Here is a 20,707-nt window from a genome sequence, read left to right on the forward strand (position 1 = left end):
AAGCAGATAGCGCTTTTATTGATTAATATCATTACTTATAGTATTAAAATATTTTAATAAAAACAAAATAATTGCCCAAGAAATAGCGCTATCCATTGATAAATAAATAGCGCTTATGAAGAATCGACCAACGTATTTATGACATATTTAGCGTTACAAACGAGCAAGATTAGATACTACACCTTAGACTTCAGCATACGCTAAAATACCCATTGCTAAGCCGGCCTCTCTAAGCATTGGCTTTTAGATCAAGGCGCGCTTGATGCAACAATGGTTCAGTATAGCCGCTAGGTTGCGCGCGTCCTTTAAAGACCAAATCACAGGCTGCTTTAAATGCATAAGAGTTATCAAAGTTATCTGCCATTGGCTGGTAATCACTATCGCCTGCATTTTGCTCATCGACAACTTTTGCCATACGTTTCATTGTGTCCATCACTTGCTGCTCGCTTACCACATCATGATGTAACCAGTTGGCAATATGCTGGCTAGAGATACGTAAGGTAGCACGATCTTCCATCAAGCCAACATCATTGATATCAGGTACTTTGGAACAGCCTACGCCTTGGTTTACCCAACGTACCACATACCCTAAGATACCTTGAGCATTGTTTTCAAGCTCTTGCTGCTTCTCTTCCTCTGTCCAATTGGTATTTTTTGCTAATGGAATGGTCAAAATATCATCTAAGCTCGCACGCTCACGTGATTTTAGGCTATCTTGTACATCGGCCACGCTAACTTGATGATAGTGTATGCTGTGCAAGGTAGCGCCCGTTGGTGAGGGTACCCAAGCCGTACTGGCACCAGATTTCGGATGAGCGGCTTTTGTATCCATCATCTCTTTCATCTCATCAGGTTTTGCCCACATGCCTTTACCAATTTGAGCATGACCTTGCAGACCAGTCTCTAAGCCGATATCAACGTTCCACTGCTCATACGCAGGTAGCCATGCTTGCGACTTCATGTCGCCTTTTGGCACGAATGGACCAGCATTCATACTGGTATGCATCTCATCACCCGTACGATCTAAGAAACCTGTATTAATAAAGATAACACGCTCTTTTGCTTGGCGAATCGCTTCTTTCAGATTGACTGTGGTACGGCGCTCTTCGTCCATGATACCGATTTTGAGCGTATTACGCTCTAGACCCAATAAGTCCTCTGATGCATTGAATAAATCATTGGCCATTTTAACTTCTTCAGGGCCATGCATTTTTGGCTTCACAATATACATTGAGCCTTGGCGGGAGTTTGATAGCTCGTTTTTGCCTTTGATATCATTGAGTGATAATAATGGTGTGATTAAACCATCCATTAAGCCTTCAAATATTTGCTCTTGGCCATTGCCTAAATCAACCAAAATTGCGGGGTTCTGCATGAGATGACCCACGTTACGAATCAAGAGTAGCGAACGACCTGGCAAAATCAGCTTACCGCCATCAGGTGTATTATATTCACGATCTGGGTTTTGTTTGCGAGTACGGGTTTTGCCACCTTTTTCAAAGGTCTCTTGTAGATCGCCGTTCATCAAGCCAAACCAATTGCGATAGACTTCCACTTTTTCTTCTGCATCTACAGCAGCGACCGAATCTTCACAATCTTGAATCGCAGTCATGGCTGACTCAAGTAGCACGTCTTTGATATTTGCTGGGTCATCTTTGCCAACTGGATGATTACTATCGATCTGAATCTCAGCATGCAAGCCGTTGTTCTTTAACAGTACACCTGTAGGAGCTTCAGCGTCACCGACGAAACCGACAAATTTGCTAGTATCTTTTAACTCTGTGCTGCCATCACCCTGTACGACTTCAAGCTTGCCATCGATCACTTTAAAACCATTCACATCATTGTAAGAGCCTGATGCTAGTGTGAAGTGCCCATCTAGGAACGCTTTGGCATAAGCGACAACAGCAGCACCGCGAGTAGGATTATAGCTACCACCCGCTTCTTGACCATTGTCACTACTGATAACATCGGTGCCATACAACGCATCATATAGGCTACCCCAACGTGCGTTGGTCGCGTTAAGCGCATAACGAGCGTTACGTACTGGTACGACTAGCTGCGGCCCTGCGATATGAGCAATTTCATCATCGACATTTTCTGTACTGACCGTAAAGTCATCACCTTCTGGCAGTAGATAACCAATCTCTTGCAAGAACGCCTTATAGGCTGGATAATCGATTTCGCCATCTTTTGCAGGGTGTTGTAGGTGCCACTGGTCAATCTGTGCTTGAATCTTATCTCGAGTTTCTAGCAACGCTTTATTACGTGGCGTAAACTCCTTGATAACCTTCTCAAAACCTGACCAATAACTGTCTGAATCAACACCAACTTTTGGCAGCACTTCGTTTTCAATAAAGTCATACAACTGTTGGTCGATGGCAAGAATGCCTTTTTGAATGCGATTGGCGTTAGAAGACTGGCCCATGTCGTTATCCTTATCTATTGGTGAGGTATATTAATATTAACTTGCTATAACTATTATTCAACGTTGATTTTAAATCAACAATTATTCATACAATAAAAGATATCATTGCTACCTACGACAACCTATGGTATTTAATGCTGATAAATAATTATCCATTAAAGAGTTTTTCATCAGCCCTAAAATAGACTGTATAAATCTTCTGTTTTCATACAAGAATTGTCATTGGTATAATGCTTGCCATTCTCTACTAAGTGCTATTGATAGCAAGACACTGTGACTAAAGAGCAAAATCTCATCCTACTATCAAATAATAAAATAAACAAGCAAACGCCATTTAGAAAATAAATATTGGGGTTGTATAATAATGATATCGTATAAGATGTAAGCCTCACAGACCATGAATACTATCTAGAAATTAATGAATGCTCAGTTAAGACTAAACTGTAAGTAATCATTACCATCTATAGTTACACTTAAATGCTGTCCATTATCCAGACAACTTACTTAGCCGTAGTAACTGCAGCCCATTATTTTGAAAGCATCTACAAATTAGCTGCTTTAAACTCTCATTTATAAAAAAGCCCTTTTAGATTATGACTATAAACCAGCCCGACCTCTCGTCCTTACAATCATCAGCGCATGGTACTGATCACTACGATATTCATAAGGATAACCTCGAAAAAGAAGCGCCCCTTTCACCAGAAAATGTCGTTGACGAAAGCAGTATGGACGTAGGGGAAGACAGCGTCGATATCACTCACCTGCGCACACCTATAAAAGTTGATCTATCCCCTATTTATAATTTTTTGGGTGCGCGCACGACGCAAGCTTGGGTAGATGCGGCTATAGATAACCTACCACTCATCATTCAAGACCATGCCAATTGCGAAAAAAAAGCCGCAGGCACTGCGATGAATTTGATATTTCGGTATGAGTTCTCTTATGATTTGCAACGTAAATTGGCACAGCTCATACGTGAAGAGATGCTGCATTACGAGCAGGTGCTTGGCATCATGAACGAACGTGGCCAGGACTGGAAGTATTTGAGTGCAGGTCGCTATGCCAAGGGCATGCTGAAACATAAACGTACTTATGAGCCAGCAGCGATGGTCGATGTACTGATCATTGGGGCGTTCATTGAAGCGCGCTCTTGTGAGCGTTTTGCAGCGTTGGCGGAAGTCATTGATGATGCGCGTCTAGCAAAATACTATCGCTATCTACTAAAGTCAGAGAGCCGCCATTTTGAGGATTACCTTGCGCTTGCCCAGTCATTATCAGATGATAATATCGATGAGCGCGTTGCGTTTTTTAAAGAAGTAGAAGCAGAATTAATAGATAGTCCAGACGCGGAGCTACGCTTTCATAGTGGTACGCCTGCTTAACTATTTATTGTCTTCCATCAGAGGGCTATCGTACTGTTTATGGTCTTTGGCGACGTGATGCGGGTCGTGATCATCTGTGACACGCTCTGCAGCCGCAGGATTGGCTTTTTGCAGCGCATCATCAGGCACGATACCATCATTGTCGTCAGCATCTTTTAGTTCATGCTGCTGGTGTCTTGGTGACTGCGCTGCCTCTGCTGGTTTTAATGAGTGATTATTGGGATTATTCATAGCATTTCCTTATGATAGAAAGATCAAAGTAAATAAAGTGAATGAAGGATGTGCCCTAGATCATAAAAAAACTATCTGTCTTTTTTATGATCTTTTTCGTCAGGGTTTAGCACCCGTGTCTGGGCATTATCGACAGTGGCATAGCGATTTTTATTGTTAATCTTATGGCTATCAGGCCCTTCGCTTGCAACGGTGCTTTCATTGATATTATCATCAAAGCCATTACCTGGTTGATCGCGGCGGTCGGGCTGTCGAGCAGGATTGTCACCATCATTGACGTGCTCAGACTCTACTATACCCTCTTCAAAAGTGTCGGTACCTTTATTTTCATTGACGTTTTCTTCGAGCTCCTCATGGTTTTTCACCGTTTGAGCACTGTCTAAAGTTTCATGCGTGTCCGTTTCTGCGATTCGAGTTTTACTTAAAGCAGGATCTCTGGTTTCCATTGTTTTGTCCTTATTATAATTATTGTTTGTATCGATAACATATTGTGCTTATCATTTGTTAGTCGTCTCGACTCAGATCATAAGCATTTAGGTCCGATACGTTTTTGCCACCCGCAGGCAGATCTTCTTCTTTGCGCGGGTCGACATAGACCTCGTCTGTCTCCTGTGAGGCTTGTTCCGGCCCGTCTATATTTGGCTGGTACTTTCGGCCTTCGTAGCTGTCTTGAGGATTTTCTTGCGTCGTAACGGCTGGATCCTCTACAAGGAATTTTTCTTCAGTATTGTTTTTTTCTGGCATGGTCATGGCGTCTCCCTCGCATTATTTATTATCGTTATCTGATTAGTGCTTTGGATGTATGCTGCAAACACACTCTTATTTGTCAGTGCGTAGGTCATCCTCAATGAACGCTGTTTGCTCTTCTTCACTTAGTGACTCAGGCGCATCGACTTTTTTGTTGTCTTCTAGATTTTTCTCAATCTCTTGACCGTTTGCTTGCTCTGCTGCTTTTTTGATGTCTGAGGTATCATTGTTCGTCGTACTCATGATTTATTTCCTATTTTTATTGTTGACTGAATTTAGAGTTTCTCCGGTGCGGCATCATTATGTACTCAGCCACTTTTAGTCAGTTGCTTTTGTTCAGTTACTTTTAGATAGATGAGTGATGAGGTTTTTGATAAAAATAATAAACTGCACCAGAACTGATATTAATTATAGGTAGGATACTGTGAGATTCACCAGTGTACTGCCGTATCAATATGTGAATAAATGTGAGGTTACAAGACAGTTTGTAACTTTTACAGCGCATTAACCAGAAAAACCAAGCACTGGCATGTACCAATACTTGGTTAAATAGTGTTTGACTAAATAGTGCTTGGTCAAATGATGAAGATAGCCCTCAATCAGTTAGCTGGACTCGTCGACACCATTGATCACTTTTAGTAGGTGTTCTTGAGCAACGTGTGGCACCTCCCCTGCTGCTGGCTGAAGCTGCTGCCAAACGCCTGTGCCATCCAGTGCCCACGCTTGCGTGTTGTCTTGTAGATAGTTTAGTAGCCCATCCTGATAAATTTGCTTAAACAGCTTTTTGTTTTCAATCGGGAACGCAACTTCGACGCGATGGAACAGGTTACGATCCATCCAGTCTGCGCTGCCGCAATATAAACGCTCATCACCGTCATTATAGAAGTAATAAATACGGGTATGCTCCAAAAATCGGCCAATAATAGAGCGTACAGTGATGTTTTCAGATAGTCCTTTTACTTGCGGACGCAAGCAACACATAGAGCGCAGGATCAGCTCAATTTTGACGCCTGCCTGCGACGCATCATACAATTTGTCAATCAGGCGACGCTCAGTGAGCGCATTGGCTTTGACGATAATATGAGCGCGCTTGCCTGCTTTAGCATGAGCAATCTCATCATCGATAAAGCTCATTAGTTTTTCGTGCAAGGTAAATGGTGCATGTAACAGTTTTTTGAGATTGGCAGGTTTGCCCATACCAGTGAGCTCTTGAAATATCTTATGCACATCTTCTGAGATATCAGGATCGGCACTGAATAAGCCATAATCTGTATAGACCTTGGCATTGGCCGCATGATAGTTGCCTGTGCCTAGGTGGATATAGCGGCGGATTCGATCTTCTTCACGGCGCACGATGAGCATGAGCTTGGCATGGGTCTTGTAGCCGACGATGCCATAAACCACAACCGCACCTGCTTCTTGTAAATAGTTGGCGACAGCAATATTGGAAGCTTCGTCAAAACGCGCACGCAACTCAATGACGGCCGTGACTTCTTTGCCGTTACGGGCGGCAGCGGCTAGTGCCTTAACGATCTCTGAGTTGGTACCTGAGCGGTATAATGTCTGCTTGATCGCCAACACTTTGGGATCGCTAGCTGCCTGCCAAAGCAGATTAATAATGGGTGAAAATGCATGAAACGGATGATGCACGAGCACATCGCTTTTGCGCATAGCGGCAAACATACTGGATGATTTATCTGATTTATCCATCTCTCGGCGAAAGGCTTTTGGCACGGCATGAGTAAATGGCTGATAACGCAGTCCCGGAATATTAAAATCAAACAATAAGCGCGTCAGATTCACAGGGCCATTGACGCGGTACAGCTGATTGTCATGCAACTCAAACTCATTGAGCAAATACTCACTGATGTGCGCTGGGCAGTCAGTTGTCACCTCAAGACGGACTTTGTCACCGAAGCGGCGGTTTTCAAGCTCGCCCTCGAGTGCCTTGGCGATATCCTCTACATCATCCGCCAGATCCAAATCTGCATTACGTGTCAGTCTGAATTGGTGACAACCCGTCACACTCATACCAGGGAACAGCTCACCGATATGCTCATGAATGATGGCGGACAGCATCACATGATGCTCTTTACCACCCGTTAGCTCATCTGGCAGACGAATCACACGCGGCAGACTGCGCGGCGCTGGAACAATCGCCAAATTAATGTCGCGGCCAAAAGCATCTTTGCCTTCTAAAGTGGCAATAAAGTTTAAGCTTTTATTCACCAAACGCGGGAATGGATGCGCAGGATCAATGCTAATCGGTGTCAATACTGGTACAACTTGCTCGGTAAAATAACGCTTCATCCATGCAGACTGCTCGGCATTGAGCTCATCACGTTTTAGGTAGCGGATATCTTCGAGCGCAAGAGCGGGCAAAATATCTTCATTCAGAATACGATATTGCTCATTGATAGCGTCGTGAGTGATCGCAGAGATCTCGTTTAACACCTCGCTTGGGCGCATACCGTGAGCACTGGTCGATACGTCACCGATATTGAGCTTTTGCATGATACCAGCGACACGTATCTCAAAGAATTCATCGAGATTCGATGAAAAAATAATGAGAAAAAACAATCGCTCAAGCAGTGGGTGACGAGGACTGGCTGCCTGCGCCAGTACACGCAGATGAAACTGTAATAAAGACAAATCTCGATTGATATAACTGCTGGGTGAATAGCTGCCGTCTTCTGAGCGTTGCCAATCGATGTCGGTCAGATCATTATAGTTACTGCTTACGCTCATATTTTTATTAACGTTTTCGTTGCCATCTTCACTCACACTATTAACGTCGATCATCTCGTTCATATCACCGCTGTTCTGATTATTATTTATCTCTACCACGTTACTACTCCTTTTGCGTTATCGATACGCCGTCGTCTTTATACTATCGTCTTAAAGGTTATTAACTATTATTCTTTCCCGTTATTCTTGTTGTTAAGGCTTCTTTTAAAAGATTAAGACGCTTGCGGTAATACCGCATTTTTCATACGTTTCTTGATAATACGTTGCTTGTTGCGCAAGCCTCTGTCACCTTGATTGTCTTCATAATACTTCGGATTGGTAAGCATCCCAATGAGGAGCGCTGATTCGTCTCGGTTCAGATTGGCCGCAGATTTATCAAAATAATGATGCGCGGCGGCATCGATACCATAGATACCGTTACCAAATTCTGCCACATTAAGATAAGCGGTCAAGATACGCTGCTTGTCCCACAGCGTTTCTATCATGACAGTAATGACAGCCTCTTCTGCCTTACGCACATAAGAGCGATGCGAAGTCAAAAATAGGTTTTTTGCTAGCTGCTGCGTAATGGTTGAGCCACCAGCGGACATTTTGCCCGTTTCTTCATTTTTCTTTTGTGCCGCTTTGATACCTTTAATATCAAAGCCATTGTGCTGGCTAAACGTGGAATCTTCACTCACGATCGCTGCTTGTTTGACAGACTTGGCGATGGCATCGTACTCAGCCCATGTCTGCGTGACCGTGCCACCCGTTAGGCGATGCGTCAACATAAACATGCTGTTGTTAATCGGCTGCGTTTTCCAGATTAGTAGTAGTCCGGTGACCAAAATATGGAATGCGACAACCAATAACATAATAGCCAATAACAGACGTTTGATGAACTTGCCAAAACTTGTCATGCGCGATATCCGAGTGATTAAAAAAGTAATAAGATAATATAGGTCATCTGCTAATAACTAAAAACAGCAACTATGAACCAATAGTCCTAAAATAGCTGTCATTGCCTTTTATTAACAGGCAGTCATTAGTAATGACCAGTAGCAGGTCATCTTACCTAATCTCACAATCGCTGTCATTATTTACACCACTTCTTTATGATGTAATAATAAACCAACTATTTTTTACTTTTTATCAAAATAGCCTAATAGTCAGCATTTTTCGGCATACTTTAAGCTCAGAGATCTCACCATGCATAATAATAGTATAGAAGTATTACGAGCGCGTGTTATTGCCGCAAGCCCAAACCTCAATACCACTGAAAATAGCAATCAATGGTGGCTACTAGGGACCTCTGGCTGTCATTTATGTGATATCGCTGAGCAAATACTTGCACAGTTTCAGTCGGTACAACCAATCACTTACCAAAATGTCGATATTGCAGACTTTGATGAGGCGCTTATGATGGATTTTGCCACGTCTATCCCTGTGATTTTGACTCCATCACAGCGATTAAATTATCCGTTTTCAGTGATGGATTTGCAGCAACTGCTTACGTCATAACATCAAACCGTCTATACATTATTTGTAGTGAGGATCCTATGATAAATCTAGAAAAAATGACCGATATTGAAGATCTGCGCCGTGTCGCTGAGCGTAAAGTGCCGCGTATGTTCTATGACTATGTCGATTCAGGCTCGTGGACTGAGACCACCTATCGTAATAATGAGACTGACTTTGACCGTATCAAGTTGCGCCAACGAGTATTGGTCGATATGGATAACCGCAGTCTGGCAACGAGTATGATCGGTGAGCCAGTCAAGATGCCTGTAGCCATCGCCCCAACGGGGTTTACCGGCATGATGTGGGCAGATGGTGAGATACATGCCGCACGCGCCGCTGAAAAATTCGGCGTGCCCTTTTCACTATCGACCATGAGCATTTGCTCTATCGAAGATGTCGCCACTCATACTAGTAAGCCGTTTTGGTTTCAGCTGTACGTGATGCGAGATCAAGACTTTATGGCCAATCTGATTCGCCGTGCAAAAGAGGCCAATTGCTCAGCACTTATCTTGACCGCCGACTTACAAGTGCTTGGACAACGTCACAAAGACATCAAAAATGGTCTATCCGCACCGCCTAAGCCAACACTAAGCAATATGATCAACCTCATGACCAAGCCGCAATGGTGTATGAATATGCTGGGCACCAAACGTCGCACGTTTGGTAATATCGTCGGTCATGCACAAAATGTTGAGGATCTGTCATCACTCTCTGCTTGGACGGCAGAGCAATTCGATCCGCGTCTGAGCTGGGACGATGTGGCGCGTATCAAAGACATGTGGGGCGGTAAACTTATCATAAAAGGTATCATGGAGCCTGAAGATGCTATTATGGCGGCTCGCAGTGGCGCGGATGCCCTAGTCGTCTCAAACCATGGCGGTCGTCAGTTGGATGGCGCGTTATCTTCTATCTCTGCCCTCGCAGACATCGTACAGGCAGTACAAGCCGAAAACAGCGATATCGAGGTATGGCTAGACAGTGGCGTTCGCTCTGGTCAAGATGTACTAAAGGCTATCGCATTGGGCGCAAAAGGCACGATGATCGGTCGCGCTTTTCTCTACGGATTGGGAGCGTATGGTGAAGACGGGGTGCGCCGCGCGCTTGAGATTATCTATAAAGAGTGTGATATATCTATGGCATTCTGTGGTCATACCGATATCAATACTGTCACGGATAATATCTTGGTAAAAGGCACGTATGAAAACCTCAAAGTGGGTCGTTTTTAGAGCGGCTGATTGTAGAACAATCAACGTTTAAAACTGGCTATACATAACATAATTTGCTCATACCCTTTATACTGTCTCTATAACATTTTGATGACAGTTAGCCTTTATGACCATTCAACAATTATTAAAAACAGCGCCCGTCACTACCCTGCTATTAGCCTGCTTTATTGGGCTATTTGTCATGCAGATAGTCACTGGCGTCGATGCCAATAACCCGTCAACTGAAGCGTTAGTTAAATGGGGTGCCAACGCCTTACCCTTAACGATGATGGATGACCCATGGCGCTTGGCCAGTAGTGCGTTTTTGCACATTGGTCTCATGCATCTACTATTTAATGGCTTTGCCATGTATTTCTTTGGCCAGATTGCCGAGCCGATGTTTGGCTCAGCCAAGTTTTTGGCATTGTTTTTGTTGGCAGCCATCGGTGGCAACTTGCTCAATAACTATGTCACATGGCAAAGTATCATAGAAGGAACAGGACAGCCCGGCCTATCAGCGGGAGCTTCTGGTGGTATCATGGGTATCGGTGCGGCGTTACTGATCGCTGCCCTGTTTAAAATATCGGTCAATGGCATGATGCTCAATCTCAAGAGCTTGATCATCATCATGGCGATCAACTTGGTTTATGGCTTTGCCGTACCGGGTATCGATAATGCTGGTCATATCGGCGGCGCGATCACAGGGCTTGTTATTGCCTTAGCTTTTGCGATTGGTTACCGTCAGCGTCTCGCGGTCGCTATGCACAATGCCGCTACTCAGCAATCGCAGCGTCTCCACCCTTATCAAACCACCTATCACTGCGGTGACCAAGGCAGCCATCAACATAATAGTCAGTATAATGAGCCACTCGATAACTCAGGCCATCATGGCAGCAGTCCTATCGATCAATCATTTTCCCTCAATACTGATTCGATCAAGCAAAATGCTGAAGTGGATAACAATGACTCTAGACTGGATAACCGCAATATAAATACGCCAGATATGCACGGCAGTGATGTGGAAAAAGTTACTGCTGTAAATTCAGCTTTGAAAGACAATGCAACTCACAGCACAGTCGAGTCTAAAGACCCTATTAAACCTTCGTTTATTTGGCAACTATTGCCATGGCTTGTGATGCTGATTATTAGCATTGGCTTTGTCTGGTGGTGGCAAGATATTCATCAGCAAATCCTACAAGTGCTAAAAGCCATTGAGTAAATGCTCATACTTATCTATCATTGCTAAATAACTACCAATAACAGCCGAATTATTTAGATTATTTATTCGCTTTTTGCTCGTTTTTTACCTAATCTTACTACCCCGTTATTTATACTCACTTACGAGACCCAATTATGTCAAAACTTGCAGCGCAACCTCACTTCTCTACGCGAGCCATGCTGAGCACGTTAACCGCTACGGCATTACTCAGTGTGTCTAGCCTGTCTAGTGCCATCCCTTTTCTTAATAAAAACCTACCGACTGACAAAGACGCCGAATTGAGCGTTGGGGTCAATGTCATGGCGGTCAAATCAGCCTACGATCTTGAAGACAGCACTGAAGTGCGTGTGCTACCGGGCATTTTTTATGATAATAATAGGATCTATGCGCGCGGTGCTCAAGCGGGTGTGTACTTGATCAATGATGGGGTCAATCAGCTCTCTGCTTACGCGCAGCTCGCAGGGAATTCGTTTGATCCTGATGATGCGAATGGTGCCCTGCAAGGTCTCGATGAGCGCAAACTATCTGCAGAAGCAGGTATAAGCTACCAGCGTCGCACGCCTATCGGTGCGTTTCGTGGTCAGTTTGCGACCGATGTGTTGGACGAAAGTGGCGGCAATACGGGGCGCTTAACCTACCTTGCAAAGATCACGAGAAACAAGCTGACGGTCTATCCAAGCATCGGCTTTGAGTATCATGATGCGGCCTACAATGAATACTACTATGGCGTCAGTGAAGAAGAGTCAGCGGAGACAGGCGTTGCCGCTTATAAATCTAACTCAAGCTTGAATCCATATGTCAGCGTTAGTGCCAACTACGACTTCAATGATAAATGGGCAGGGTTTGCCAATCAAAGCGTGAGCTATGTACCCAATGAGCAGTATGATAGCCCAATGGTCGACTCACGTACTGAAGCAGCGACCACGCTTGGTTTGCTTTATAAGTTTTAATTGAAATTAGAATTTTGATAACAAAAAGACCTTGCCGCGTGATGTGGTAAGGTCTTTTTTCAGCTTTGAATGTAGATAAAAAGCGTACCCAACGAGCCTATGAATTATATGCTATTAGAACATATACCTGTTATATATTCCTATAAAGCAGTATCAATGAAAAAAACTATACTCTAGTTCAAACTTATACGTAAAGAAAATCGACTTGAAAAACATACATGATCGTATTTATCACAAAGAAGTCCAAAATATCTCCTCATATTTTTTACCACTTACGTCTTCCCAACTCACCATAGACTGATATTTGCTAGGACTATTCATATGTAAAGAGGCTAAAAGCTTAATTCTTGAACTTGGTTTCATTTCTTGGTAAGGAAATATTTCTGATAACTCGGCATCAAATAGAGGACTGTCTTCGCAGTCAATCAATTCAAAATGAACATTATATGCACTACCCTGTCCTGTATTAGAAATATAGAAATTGTAAGTCTTTCCTAACTTAGTCAGGCTCACATTAAATTTAGGTTTCGTTTTTTCTGTTTTTTGTTCAGTAATACTTTTTATCTGAAGCCGAGATAACTCTGCAGTTACTCTTTCAAGTTCTAACTGTTCCTTAGCTAGCTCTCTTGTACGAACTAAAGAAATAGTTGAAATTATTGCTGCTATAATAGATATTGCTAGACTTAAAACTTCAAATTTGCTCATTTGAAGCCCTTAAATAAATTTTTAACTAATTTCTCAGCTTCTGCTTTCATTTCAGGTATAGCCACATCTTTCGCTTGCTCAAACCCTACTTCTTTTAAATCAGTAAGCATGATTTCAAAGTGACAGTTATCGCATTTAACAAAATCATTTTCTTGTAAGTTTTCTGGATGCTCAAACTCATTGTGACCACATTGAGGACATTTTATTTCTATACGATCAGTTTTAGCCATCTTAGTTCCTTGTTAGCATAATAATCAGTCTTTCTAGAATAATAGCACTTACATCACGTATTTATAAACACCAATCGAGTAGTAAATCCACATAGATTAATAAGTACAAGCAAAACATAGCATTAACCTTAAAAGCGCAAACAAAAAAAAGACCTTGCCACGTGACAAGGTCTTTTTATTTCTAACTTCTCAGTGGAACAAATATGATGCTGCTACCAGAAAGACGAGTGCAAATGGTACTTATCGTACATTAAGCAAGTCTAACGCCGTAGCAGGTCATTATTTGGTCTACTGCTTACTTAGGATGTACCATATCAGCAGGAATGACCCACTCATCGAACTGTGCTTCAGTTAATAGCTCCAGCTCAACCGCCACTTGCTTCAACGTTTTGTTTTCTTTATACGCGGTCTTAGCGATTTTCGCTGCATTTTCATAACCAACATGACGGTTTAATGACGTCACTAGCATCAATGAGTTATGCAAGAAGTCATCGATTTTGTCTTTTACTGGCTCGATACCAACGGCACAGTTTTCGTTGAAGCTATTGCACGCATCGCCCAGCAGTTTGATAGATTGCAATAGGTTGAAGGCAATCACAGGCTTATACACATTTAGCTCAAAGTTACCTGACGCGCCTGCCATGCTGATAGTCGTGTCGTTACCCATGACCTGAGCGACAACCATGGTCATTGCTTCTGACTGCGTTGGGTTTACTTTGCCTGGCATGATAGAAGAGCCTGGCTCATTTTCAGGAATCGTCAACTCGCCCAAACCACAACGAGGACCTGATGCCAACCAGCGTACGTCGTTAGCGATTTTGTTCAAGCTGCCCGCTAGTGTTTTTAGTGCGCCTGAGGCAAATACTTCGGCATCACGAGCCGCTAATGCTTCAAATTTATTTGGGGATGTGACAAATGGCAAGCCAGTCAAAGTCGCTAGTTGCTCAGCTGCTTTTACTGCATAGTCAGGATGGGCGTTTAGACCAGTACCAACCGCGGTACCACCTAGTGGCAATTCATATAGACCTTGTAGCGCGTTGTCGATACGAGTCAATGAATGATCAAGTTGGCTCACATAGCCGCTGAACTCTTGGCCTAGGGTCAAAGGCGTAGCGTCTTGTAGATGCGTACGACCGATTTTTACGATACTATCAAATTCTTTTGCTTTTGCAGCCAATGTATCGCGTAGTGCTTGTACCGCTGGGATCAATAAGCTGTTGATCTGACGAGCAGCCGCCACACGAATCGCCGTTGGGAAGCTGTCGTTGGTAGACTGTGCATGGTTCACATGGTCATTTGGGTGAATAGGCGTGTAGCTGCCACGCTCAGAACCCGCAATTTCATTGGCACGGTTGGCCAATACTTCGTTCATGTTCATGTTTGACTGCGTACCAGAACCTGTCTGCCATACGACCAACGGGAACTGATCGACCAGACCACCATTGATGATTTCGTCAGCGGCTTGTACGATGAGATCACGCTTGTCGCCTTCGATACGCTCTAGGCTTGCATTGGTAATCGCAGCGGCTTTTTTGACCAGTGCCATCGCTTCAATCATCGGACGCGGCAAAGTCTCGCCACCGATTTTGAAGTTTTCGCGGCTACGCTGAGTTTGCGCGCCCCAATAAGCATCAGCTGGAACTTCTACGTTGCCCATGGTATCTTTTTCGGTACGAGTTGCCTGATTCTGTGTCGACATAACTACCCTCTTTACTGGTTTGTTGTTTTATGACTGCTCTAAAAAGTGCAACATCTGCTGCACATAAAGGAGAATACGATATAAAGTGGCGTTATGATAGCATGACTAGGACGTGTTGAATATTCACAAATCGCTTTGGTCAACACCTAAAAACGAATGTCTAAAAGCGCCCCTCATCAATCTGATATGTCATTGGATAAGATACCTATGCACTCTGAAACCATGCCCACTGAGCCAAAAATTCTTAACTCACAAGAACCTACGTTAAGCAATCCGCCCAGACGGCACTTTACTCGCCAGCGTCGTCAATTAAGTGATGGCGCGCGTAGAAATTTGGCGCAAGCAGCGAGCTTGCATTTGAGCAAATTACAGCAGCGGCTATCAAAAAATGCGCGTATTGGCCTATATTATAACGGCTTTGGTGAGTTGCCCACTCAGCCACTGCTGGATTGGTGTAAATGCTTAGGCTATTTACCTTATTTACCTGTCGTTGGCTCACTCGGTCGTACTAGTAATGGCAGTGATGATAAACGATTGCGTTTTGTGCCTGTTTATCATTCAAAATTGGTCAATGTCCCCACTCGCATTCATCAGCTCGGCATGAAACAAAATCACAGCCGCGCTCTGCTCTGGGCATCAGAATTAGACGTTATTATCTGTCCGTTAGTCGCGGTAGATAAACACGGCAACCGCATGGGCATGGGTGGCGGCTTTTATGATACAACGCTTGGCAAAAGCTATCGATCAGGGGCTTCAAGGCCGTTAAAGATAGGCTGGTGTTATGATTTTCAGGTAGTTGAACAATTAGCGCATCAACCGTGGGATGTGCCATTAGATGGCTTAATTACACCAAACGGGATAAGGTGGTTTTGATGAAAGATAACCATAAAAAGTCTAAAAAAAATTCTAGCGCTGCTGATTCCAGTGCAGACAATGTGGATGAATATTTACAGACATTAGGCAATGAGGAAGCTAGAGAGCGACGTTACTACAGCCAAGAGCAGCCGTTTAGCGCTGATGAAATGACACGGCTCGTTAATGAAGAACGCTTAAATGTGCTGCTTGCGCAAAGTGATGCGTTTTTGAGTAGTTTGAATGGTGAGTTGAGAGATTTTGATGATGAGTATTAAAAAGTATATCGATTAAATAATGAATAAAAACGAAAAAAGGCGAGCATAGCTTATAGCTATACTCGCCATTTATATCAAACCTAGTCATTCAAATTATTTACTAAAGCACCATCGCCGCAATCCAACCAAATGCGAGTAGCGGAATGTTGTAGTGCAAGAATGTCGGTATCACACTGTCTTTAATATGGTCATGTTGACCATCGATATTTAGACCAGACGTTGGTCCCAATGTCGAGTCTGACGCAGGCGAACCCGCATCACCTAGTGCGCCAGCAGTACCAATAATCGCTACAGTAGCCAACGGCGAAAACCCTAAAGAGATACATAGCGGCACATAAATCGCAGCCAAAATAGGAATGGTCGAGAATGACGAACCGATACCCATGGTCACAATCAAACCAATGAGGAGCATGATAAAGGCCGCCATCGCTTTATTACCACCGAACAGTGACGCCGCCCCATCAACGAGTGGCTGAATCTGCTCAGTGGCTTTCATCACTTCAGCGAAGCCTTGCGCGGTAATCATGATAAAGCCAATCATCGCCATCAGCTTGATACCGTCATTGAATACGCCATCCGCATCACGCCATTTCACCACGCCTGTCGCCATAAACACGCCAAAGCCAAACATCGAGCCAAGTAATAGCGAATCAGTGTATAGCTGCACGACGAAAGCCGTCACGATAGCAGCCAATGCAACCAGCGTCTTTAGCTTGCTTTGCGACTGAGCGCCAGCGGCGGTTTTACTTAATGCATCGCCTTCTACGACGGCATCATGCGCTTGCTGATCTATCGCAATCTGCTGATACTCGCGCGGCTTACGGTAGCTTATAAATACCGCAACCAGCAAACCAATTAGCATACCTAACGCAGGAATCGCCATGGCTTGCACCACAGAAATATTGGCAACATCAATACCCGCTTCACCCACGTTTTTTAGCATAATCTGATTGAGATAGATATCACCAAAACCATAAGGAATAAACATATAGGTGGTGACCAGTCCAAAAGTAATCAGACAAGCAATCAAGCGTCTATCAATCTGCATTCGATTAAATGCCAATAATAGTGGCGGTACAAGCAGCGGAATAAAGGCAATATGAATGGGGATTAAGTTTTGGCTAAAGCAGCTCATGGTAATGAGACCTGCAAACAGCATGTACTTAATCATCCCGCTCGTGCCAGCGGCGTCAATGCGTCTAATCACTGTCCCTGCCAACGATTGCGGCAAGCCCGAATGCGCAATCGCTACCGCAAAAGCCCCCAGTAAGGCATACGATAGCGCAATCTGTGCGCCATTACGGATACCTTCTTGAAAAGCATTGAGCGTATCGGTAATACCCAGACCCGCTAACAGACCACCTGCCAGCGCCCCGATTAATAAACTGAGCACCACGTGCACGCGCGAAAGTGACAGTCCTAGCATAATAATAACTGCCAGCAGTACCGCATTGATGGCCATGTATTGCCCCTTGCTCTTTATAACTTGGTCTCATTGAGACTGATGAATAGTAACACTGATGAATAGCGCTATGATGTCTAAAATACTGCCCTAACAACCCCTGTTTTTAGACGGGCGTCAGTTTACCTTATTTTGGGTATAAAGCCCATGCATAGAACCGATTAGACACCCGCATCTCACACACGCTCTCGCTATCTAATGGTGAGATTTTACTTATTTAATCCAGACACAGCATTTTTAATCCAACTTTTTAATCCAATAACCGCATTGAAACGTCGGCGTTTGTCGCACTATTTAACAAAGATAACTGTGCATCTTTGCCAATGAGACTTGCAATTTTATATGCGGACACCATTTATCTAGACATGAACCACGAACTTGACTTTACAAGTCTGGGGAACGAGGAAAAATATATGAGTGAACATAAAATTACCCAAGACAATATCGACATTGATGTCGACGTTTCAACGACTGACGTAGAAAACAATGAGGTAGACACCTCGTCAACTGATACACGAGAAGCAGCAACAATTGATGTCAAAGATACTGATCTTGATGACAGTACGCTTACTGATACTGACAACAAAAAAGCAAGCGATGATCAAGATGAAAGCTACTTGCCACTCTTGGCATTACGAGATGTCGTCGTCTATCCACACATGCAGATCGCCTTGTTTGTGGGACGCGCGCCATCGGTCAAAGCCGTTGAGCTGGCACAAGCTGAGTATGGCAACAAAGTACTGGTCGTCGCCCAAAAAGACTCATTGACCGAAGACATTGATCAAGACAACTTGTATCAATACGGTACGGTGTGCCGCATCGTCAGCACCATGCCGCATGACAGCGATGAGAACTGCATCAAAGTACTCATCGAAGGTCAATATCGCGCCCGTGTCGACAATATCGAAAGTCATGACGACTTATTGATGGCGAGATTTGAGCGTGCTGATCTTGATGTCAGCATGGATGAGAGCCAGAAGAAAAACACTATTCAAGCGCTGACTACCCTGTTTGAAGGCTATGCGGATGCGCGTCTGCGTAATGCCCGTGAGCTGACCCGCGTGGCCAAACGTATCGATGATTTGCTTGAGCTTGTGTACTTTATCTCAACCCGCGTCTCGATGGACCTTGATATCAAGCAGTCGTTCTTAGAAGAAAACGATGTCAAAACGCACATCAACACCTTGACGGAATATCTGGTCAAGCAAAGTGCTGAGCAAAATATCGAACAAGATATCCAAGATGCCGTTCGTCAGCAAATGGAAGACAATCAGCGCGAATACTTCTTGAATGAAAAAATGAAAGCGATCAAAAACGAGCTATCAGATCTCAATGATGGCGCGTTTGATGGCGAAGATGATGTCGCTGAGCTAGAGCAGCGTCTAGAAGATGCTGACTTGCCAGACGATGTGCGCAAAAAAGCAGAGCAAGAGTTTAAAAAGCTCAAAATGATGCCACCTGCATCAAGCGAATCGTCAGTGGTACGCAACTACATTGAGTGGATTTTGGATACGCCGTGGAATGCGACGACCAAAGTCTCAATCAATTTAGATAAGGCAAAAACGGTGCTGGACGAAGATCATTATGGCTTGCAAGATGTCAAAGACCGCATCTTAGAATATCTCGCCGTACAATCTCGGATGAAAAAACTGCGTGGCCCGATTCTTTGTTTAGTTGGCCCTCCAGGTGTGGGTAAAACTTCATTAGGTGAGTCGATTGCTCGTGCAACGGGTCGTAAATTTGTCCGTATGGCACTGGGCGGTGTACGTGATGAAGCTGAGATTCGCGGTCATCGCCGTACCTATATCGGTGCGATGCCGGGTAAAATCGTGCAGTCATTGGCAAAAGTAGAAGTCAAAAACCCGCTGTTCTTATTGGATGAAATCGATAAGATGGCGCAAGACTTCCGCGGTGATCCAGCATCAGCATTGCTTGAAGTATTAGACCCATCACAGAACGACACCTTTAACGATCATTATTTAGATATGGACTTAGACTTGTCGCAAGTGATGTTCATCTGTACGGCTAACAGCATGGATATTCCACCTGCGCTACTTGACCGTATGGAAGTCATTCGTCTGCCGGGTTATACCGAAGAAGAAAAGGTCAATATCGCACAGAAATACCTCGTGCCAAAAGCGATCAAGAATAACGGCCTTAAAGAAGGTGAAATTGAAATCGTTGAAGCGGCCCTACACAGTATCGTACGAAGCTATACGCGTGAAGCGGGTGTGCGTAACCTTGAGCGTGAAGTCAATAAAATCTGCCGCAAAGTAGTACGCGGTTCGGTTGAGACTCATGGCGCGCGCGCTCCGAAAAAAGCGGAACGTCAGCTAGTGACCGTCGATGACAAGAACATCGATGACTATCTAGGTGTACATCAGTACGACTACGGTCTGGCGGAAGAAGAGCCTGAGATTGGACGTATCACTGGTCTTGCGTGGACACAAGTGGGCGGCGAGCTGCTTACTATTGAAGCGGTCGCTATGAAAGGTAAAGGTGAGCTTAGCTTCACCGGCTCACTTGGCGATGTGATGAAAGAGTCGATTCGTGCGGCGATGAGTGTGGTGCGTGCTCGCGGTGACAGTCTTGGCATTGACTATGAGACAGTCAAAACCACAGATATCCATGTGCACATGCCAGAAGGCGCCACGCCAAAAGACGGTCCTTCTGCTGGTGGTGCATTGACGACTGCACTGGTCTCTGCCTTGACAGGTATTGCCATTCGTCCAGATATCGCCATGACAGGTGAGATCACCTTGCGCGGCAAAATCCTACGTATCGGTGGTCTCAAAGAGAAGCTACTGGCAGCGCATCGCGGCGGTATCAAGCATGTCTTGATTCCAGAAAGTAATGAGCGTGATTTGGCCGATATCCCTGATAATGTCAAAGAAGGCTTGACTATTCAGCCAGTTGCGACGATTGAAGAGATTTTAAAGGTTGCTTTGGTAGATATGCCAAAACCGCTCAAGCCTGCAAAAGTGACGGTTGATAAAACGGCAGGCAAAGCGCTACACAACTAATTGAGTATTCGTTAGTCAATGCTTAAAACATAAAAGCCGCTCATCACT

General features: G+C 44.2%; 19 protein-coding genes. 8 read left to right on the forward strand and 11 right to left on the reverse strand.

What is annotated here, in order from left to right; genetic code table 11:
- Nucleotides 1–229: 229 nt before the first annotated feature.
- Nucleotides 230–2,428, reverse strand: coding sequence for a malate synthase G (locus AS194_RS03530; protein ID WP_058024096.1), 2,199 nt, complete (start codon nucleotides 2,426–2,428; stop codon nucleotides 230–232).
- Nucleotides 2,429–3,153: 725 nt separating this feature from the next.
- On the opposite strand from AS194_RS03530, the gene AS194_RS03535 reads away from it, so the two are divergent.
- On the forward strand, nucleotides 3,154–3,810 hold the full coding sequence (locus tag AS194_RS03535; protein ID WP_058024125.1) for a tRNA-(ms[2]io[6]A)-hydroxylase: 657 nt from the start codon (nucleotides 3,154–3,156) through the stop codon (nucleotides 3,808–3,810).
- Here AS194_RS03535 and AS194_RS03540 read toward each other — a convergent pair whose 3' ends face one another.
- The 6 genes from AS194_RS03540 to mtgA all read right to left on the reverse strand — a co-directional run bounded on the left by AS194_RS03540 (nucleotide 3,811) and on the right by mtgA (nucleotide 8,435).
- Entirely contained in the window at nucleotides 3,811–4,041 is a 231-nt protein-coding gene (locus tag AS194_RS03540; RefSeq protein ID WP_058024097.1) for a hypothetical protein, read from the reverse strand.
- A 71-nt stretch (nucleotides 4,042–4,112) separates the two neighbouring features.
- Nucleotides 4,113–4,487, reverse strand: coding sequence for a hypothetical protein (locus AS194_RS03545; protein WP_058024098.1), 375 nt, complete (start codon nucleotides 4,485–4,487; stop codon nucleotides 4,113–4,115).
- 58 nt (nucleotides 4,488–4,545) lie between these two features.
- Nucleotides 4,546–4,791, reverse strand: a complete 246-nt coding sequence (locus AS194_RS03550) for a hypothetical protein (protein WP_058024099.1) — start codon at nucleotides 4,789–4,791, stop codon at nucleotides 4,546–4,548.
- A 69-nt stretch (nucleotides 4,792–4,860) separates the two neighbouring features.
- Nucleotides 4,861–5,031, reverse strand: a complete 171-nt coding sequence (locus tag AS194_RS13760; protein ID WP_167337591.1) for a hypothetical protein — start codon at nucleotides 5,029–5,031, stop codon at nucleotides 4,861–4,863.
- Between the two features lie 360 nt (nucleotides 5,032–5,391).
- Nucleotides 5,392–7,536, reverse strand: a complete 2,145-nt coding sequence (gene ppk1, locus AS194_RS03555; RefSeq protein WP_058024126.1) for a polyphosphate kinase 1 — start codon at nucleotides 7,534–7,536, stop codon at nucleotides 5,392–5,394.
- 212 nt (nucleotides 7,537–7,748) lie between these two features.
- Nucleotides 7,749–8,435 carry a monofunctional biosynthetic peptidoglycan transglycosylase gene (mtgA, locus tag AS194_RS03560; RefSeq protein ID WP_058024100.1) on the reverse strand — a complete coding sequence of 229 codons (687 nt, stop codon included), beginning with the start codon at nucleotides 8,433–8,435 and terminating at the stop codon, nucleotides 7,749–7,751.
- 289 nt (nucleotides 8,436–8,724) lie between these two features.
- Here mtgA and AS194_RS03565 point away from each other — a divergent pair, with 289 nt between their 5' ends.
- From AS194_RS03565 to AS194_RS03580, 4 genes are all read left to right on the forward strand, one after another.
- A complete protein-coding gene (locus AS194_RS03565; protein WP_058024101.1) occupies nucleotides 8,725–9,036 on the forward strand; it encodes a glutaredoxin family protein in 312 nt (103 codons plus the stop codon).
- Between the two features lie 38 nt (nucleotides 9,037–9,074).
- Nucleotides 9,075–10,262 (forward strand): alpha-hydroxy acid oxidase, encoded by a 1,188-nt coding sequence (locus tag AS194_RS03570; RefSeq protein ID WP_058024102.1) that lies wholly within the window; start codon nucleotides 9,075–9,077, stop codon nucleotides 10,260–10,262.
- 106 nt (nucleotides 10,263–10,368) lie between these two features.
- Nucleotides 10,369–11,460 (forward strand): rhomboid family intramembrane serine protease, encoded by a 1,092-nt coding sequence (locus AS194_RS03575; RefSeq protein WP_058024103.1) that lies wholly within the window; start codon nucleotides 10,369–10,371, stop codon nucleotides 11,458–11,460.
- 134 nt (nucleotides 11,461–11,594) lie between these two features.
- The gene (locus AS194_RS03580; protein WP_058024104.1) at nucleotides 11,595–12,410 is read left to right on the forward strand and encodes a MipA/OmpV family protein; all 816 of its coding nucleotides are present in this window, start codon (nucleotides 11,595–11,597) and stop codon (nucleotides 12,408–12,410) included.
- Nucleotides 12,411–12,641: 231 nt separating this feature from the next.
- On the opposite strand, the gene AS194_RS03585 is transcribed toward AS194_RS03580, so the two are convergent.
- The 3 genes from AS194_RS03585 to fumC all read right to left on the reverse strand — a co-directional run bounded on the left by AS194_RS03585 (nucleotide 12,642) and on the right by fumC (nucleotide 15,044).
- Complete coding sequence (locus AS194_RS03585) at nucleotides 12,642–13,115, reverse strand: hypothetical protein (RefSeq protein ID WP_058024105.1); 474 nt, start codon at nucleotides 13,113–13,115, stop codon at nucleotides 12,642–12,644.
- The gene (locus AS194_RS03590) at nucleotides 13,112–13,345 is read right to left on the reverse strand and encodes a hypothetical protein (RefSeq protein WP_058024106.1); all 234 of its coding nucleotides are present in this window, start codon (nucleotides 13,343–13,345) and stop codon (nucleotides 13,112–13,114) included. Before AS194_RS03590 ends, AS194_RS03585 begins: the two co-directional genes overlap by 4 nt.
- Nucleotides 13,346–13,640: 295 nt before the next feature.
- Complete coding sequence (fumC, locus tag AS194_RS03595) at nucleotides 13,641–15,044, reverse strand: class II fumarate hydratase (protein WP_058024107.1); 1,404 nt, start codon at nucleotides 15,042–15,044, stop codon at nucleotides 13,641–13,643.
- Between the two features lie 207 nt (nucleotides 15,045–15,251).
- Between fumC and AS194_RS03600 the strand changes: the two genes are divergently transcribed.
- Both AS194_RS03600 and AS194_RS03605 read left to right on the forward strand, forming a co-directional pair.
- On the forward strand, nucleotides 15,252–15,917 hold the full coding sequence (locus AS194_RS03600) for a 5-formyltetrahydrofolate cyclo-ligase (protein ID WP_227511570.1): 666 nt from the start codon (nucleotides 15,252–15,254) through the stop codon (nucleotides 15,915–15,917).
- Complete coding sequence (locus AS194_RS03605) at nucleotides 15,917–16,174, forward strand: hypothetical protein (protein ID WP_058024109.1); 258 nt, start codon at nucleotides 15,917–15,919, stop codon at nucleotides 16,172–16,174. Before AS194_RS03600 ends, AS194_RS03605 begins: the two co-directional genes overlap by 1 nt.
- A 100-nt stretch (nucleotides 16,175–16,274) precedes the next feature.
- Here AS194_RS03605 and AS194_RS03610 read toward each other — a convergent pair whose 3' ends face one another.
- Entirely contained in the window at nucleotides 16,275–17,636 is a 1,362-nt protein-coding gene (locus AS194_RS03610; protein WP_058024110.1) for a Na+/H+ antiporter family protein, read from the reverse strand.
- A 413-nt stretch (nucleotides 17,637–18,049) separates the two neighbouring features.
- On the opposite strand from AS194_RS03610, the gene lon reads away from it, so the two are divergent.
- Complete coding sequence (gene lon, locus AS194_RS03615) at nucleotides 18,050–20,659, forward strand: endopeptidase La (protein ID WP_227511571.1); 2,610 nt, start codon at nucleotides 18,050–18,052, stop codon at nucleotides 20,657–20,659.
- Nucleotides 20,660–20,707 lie beyond the last annotated feature (48 nt).

It is taken from the genome of Psychrobacter piscatorii (genome assembly GCF_001444505.1).
Classification (GTDB): domain Bacteria; phylum Pseudomonadota; class Gammaproteobacteria; order Pseudomonadales; family Moraxellaceae; genus Psychrobacter; species Psychrobacter piscatorii_B.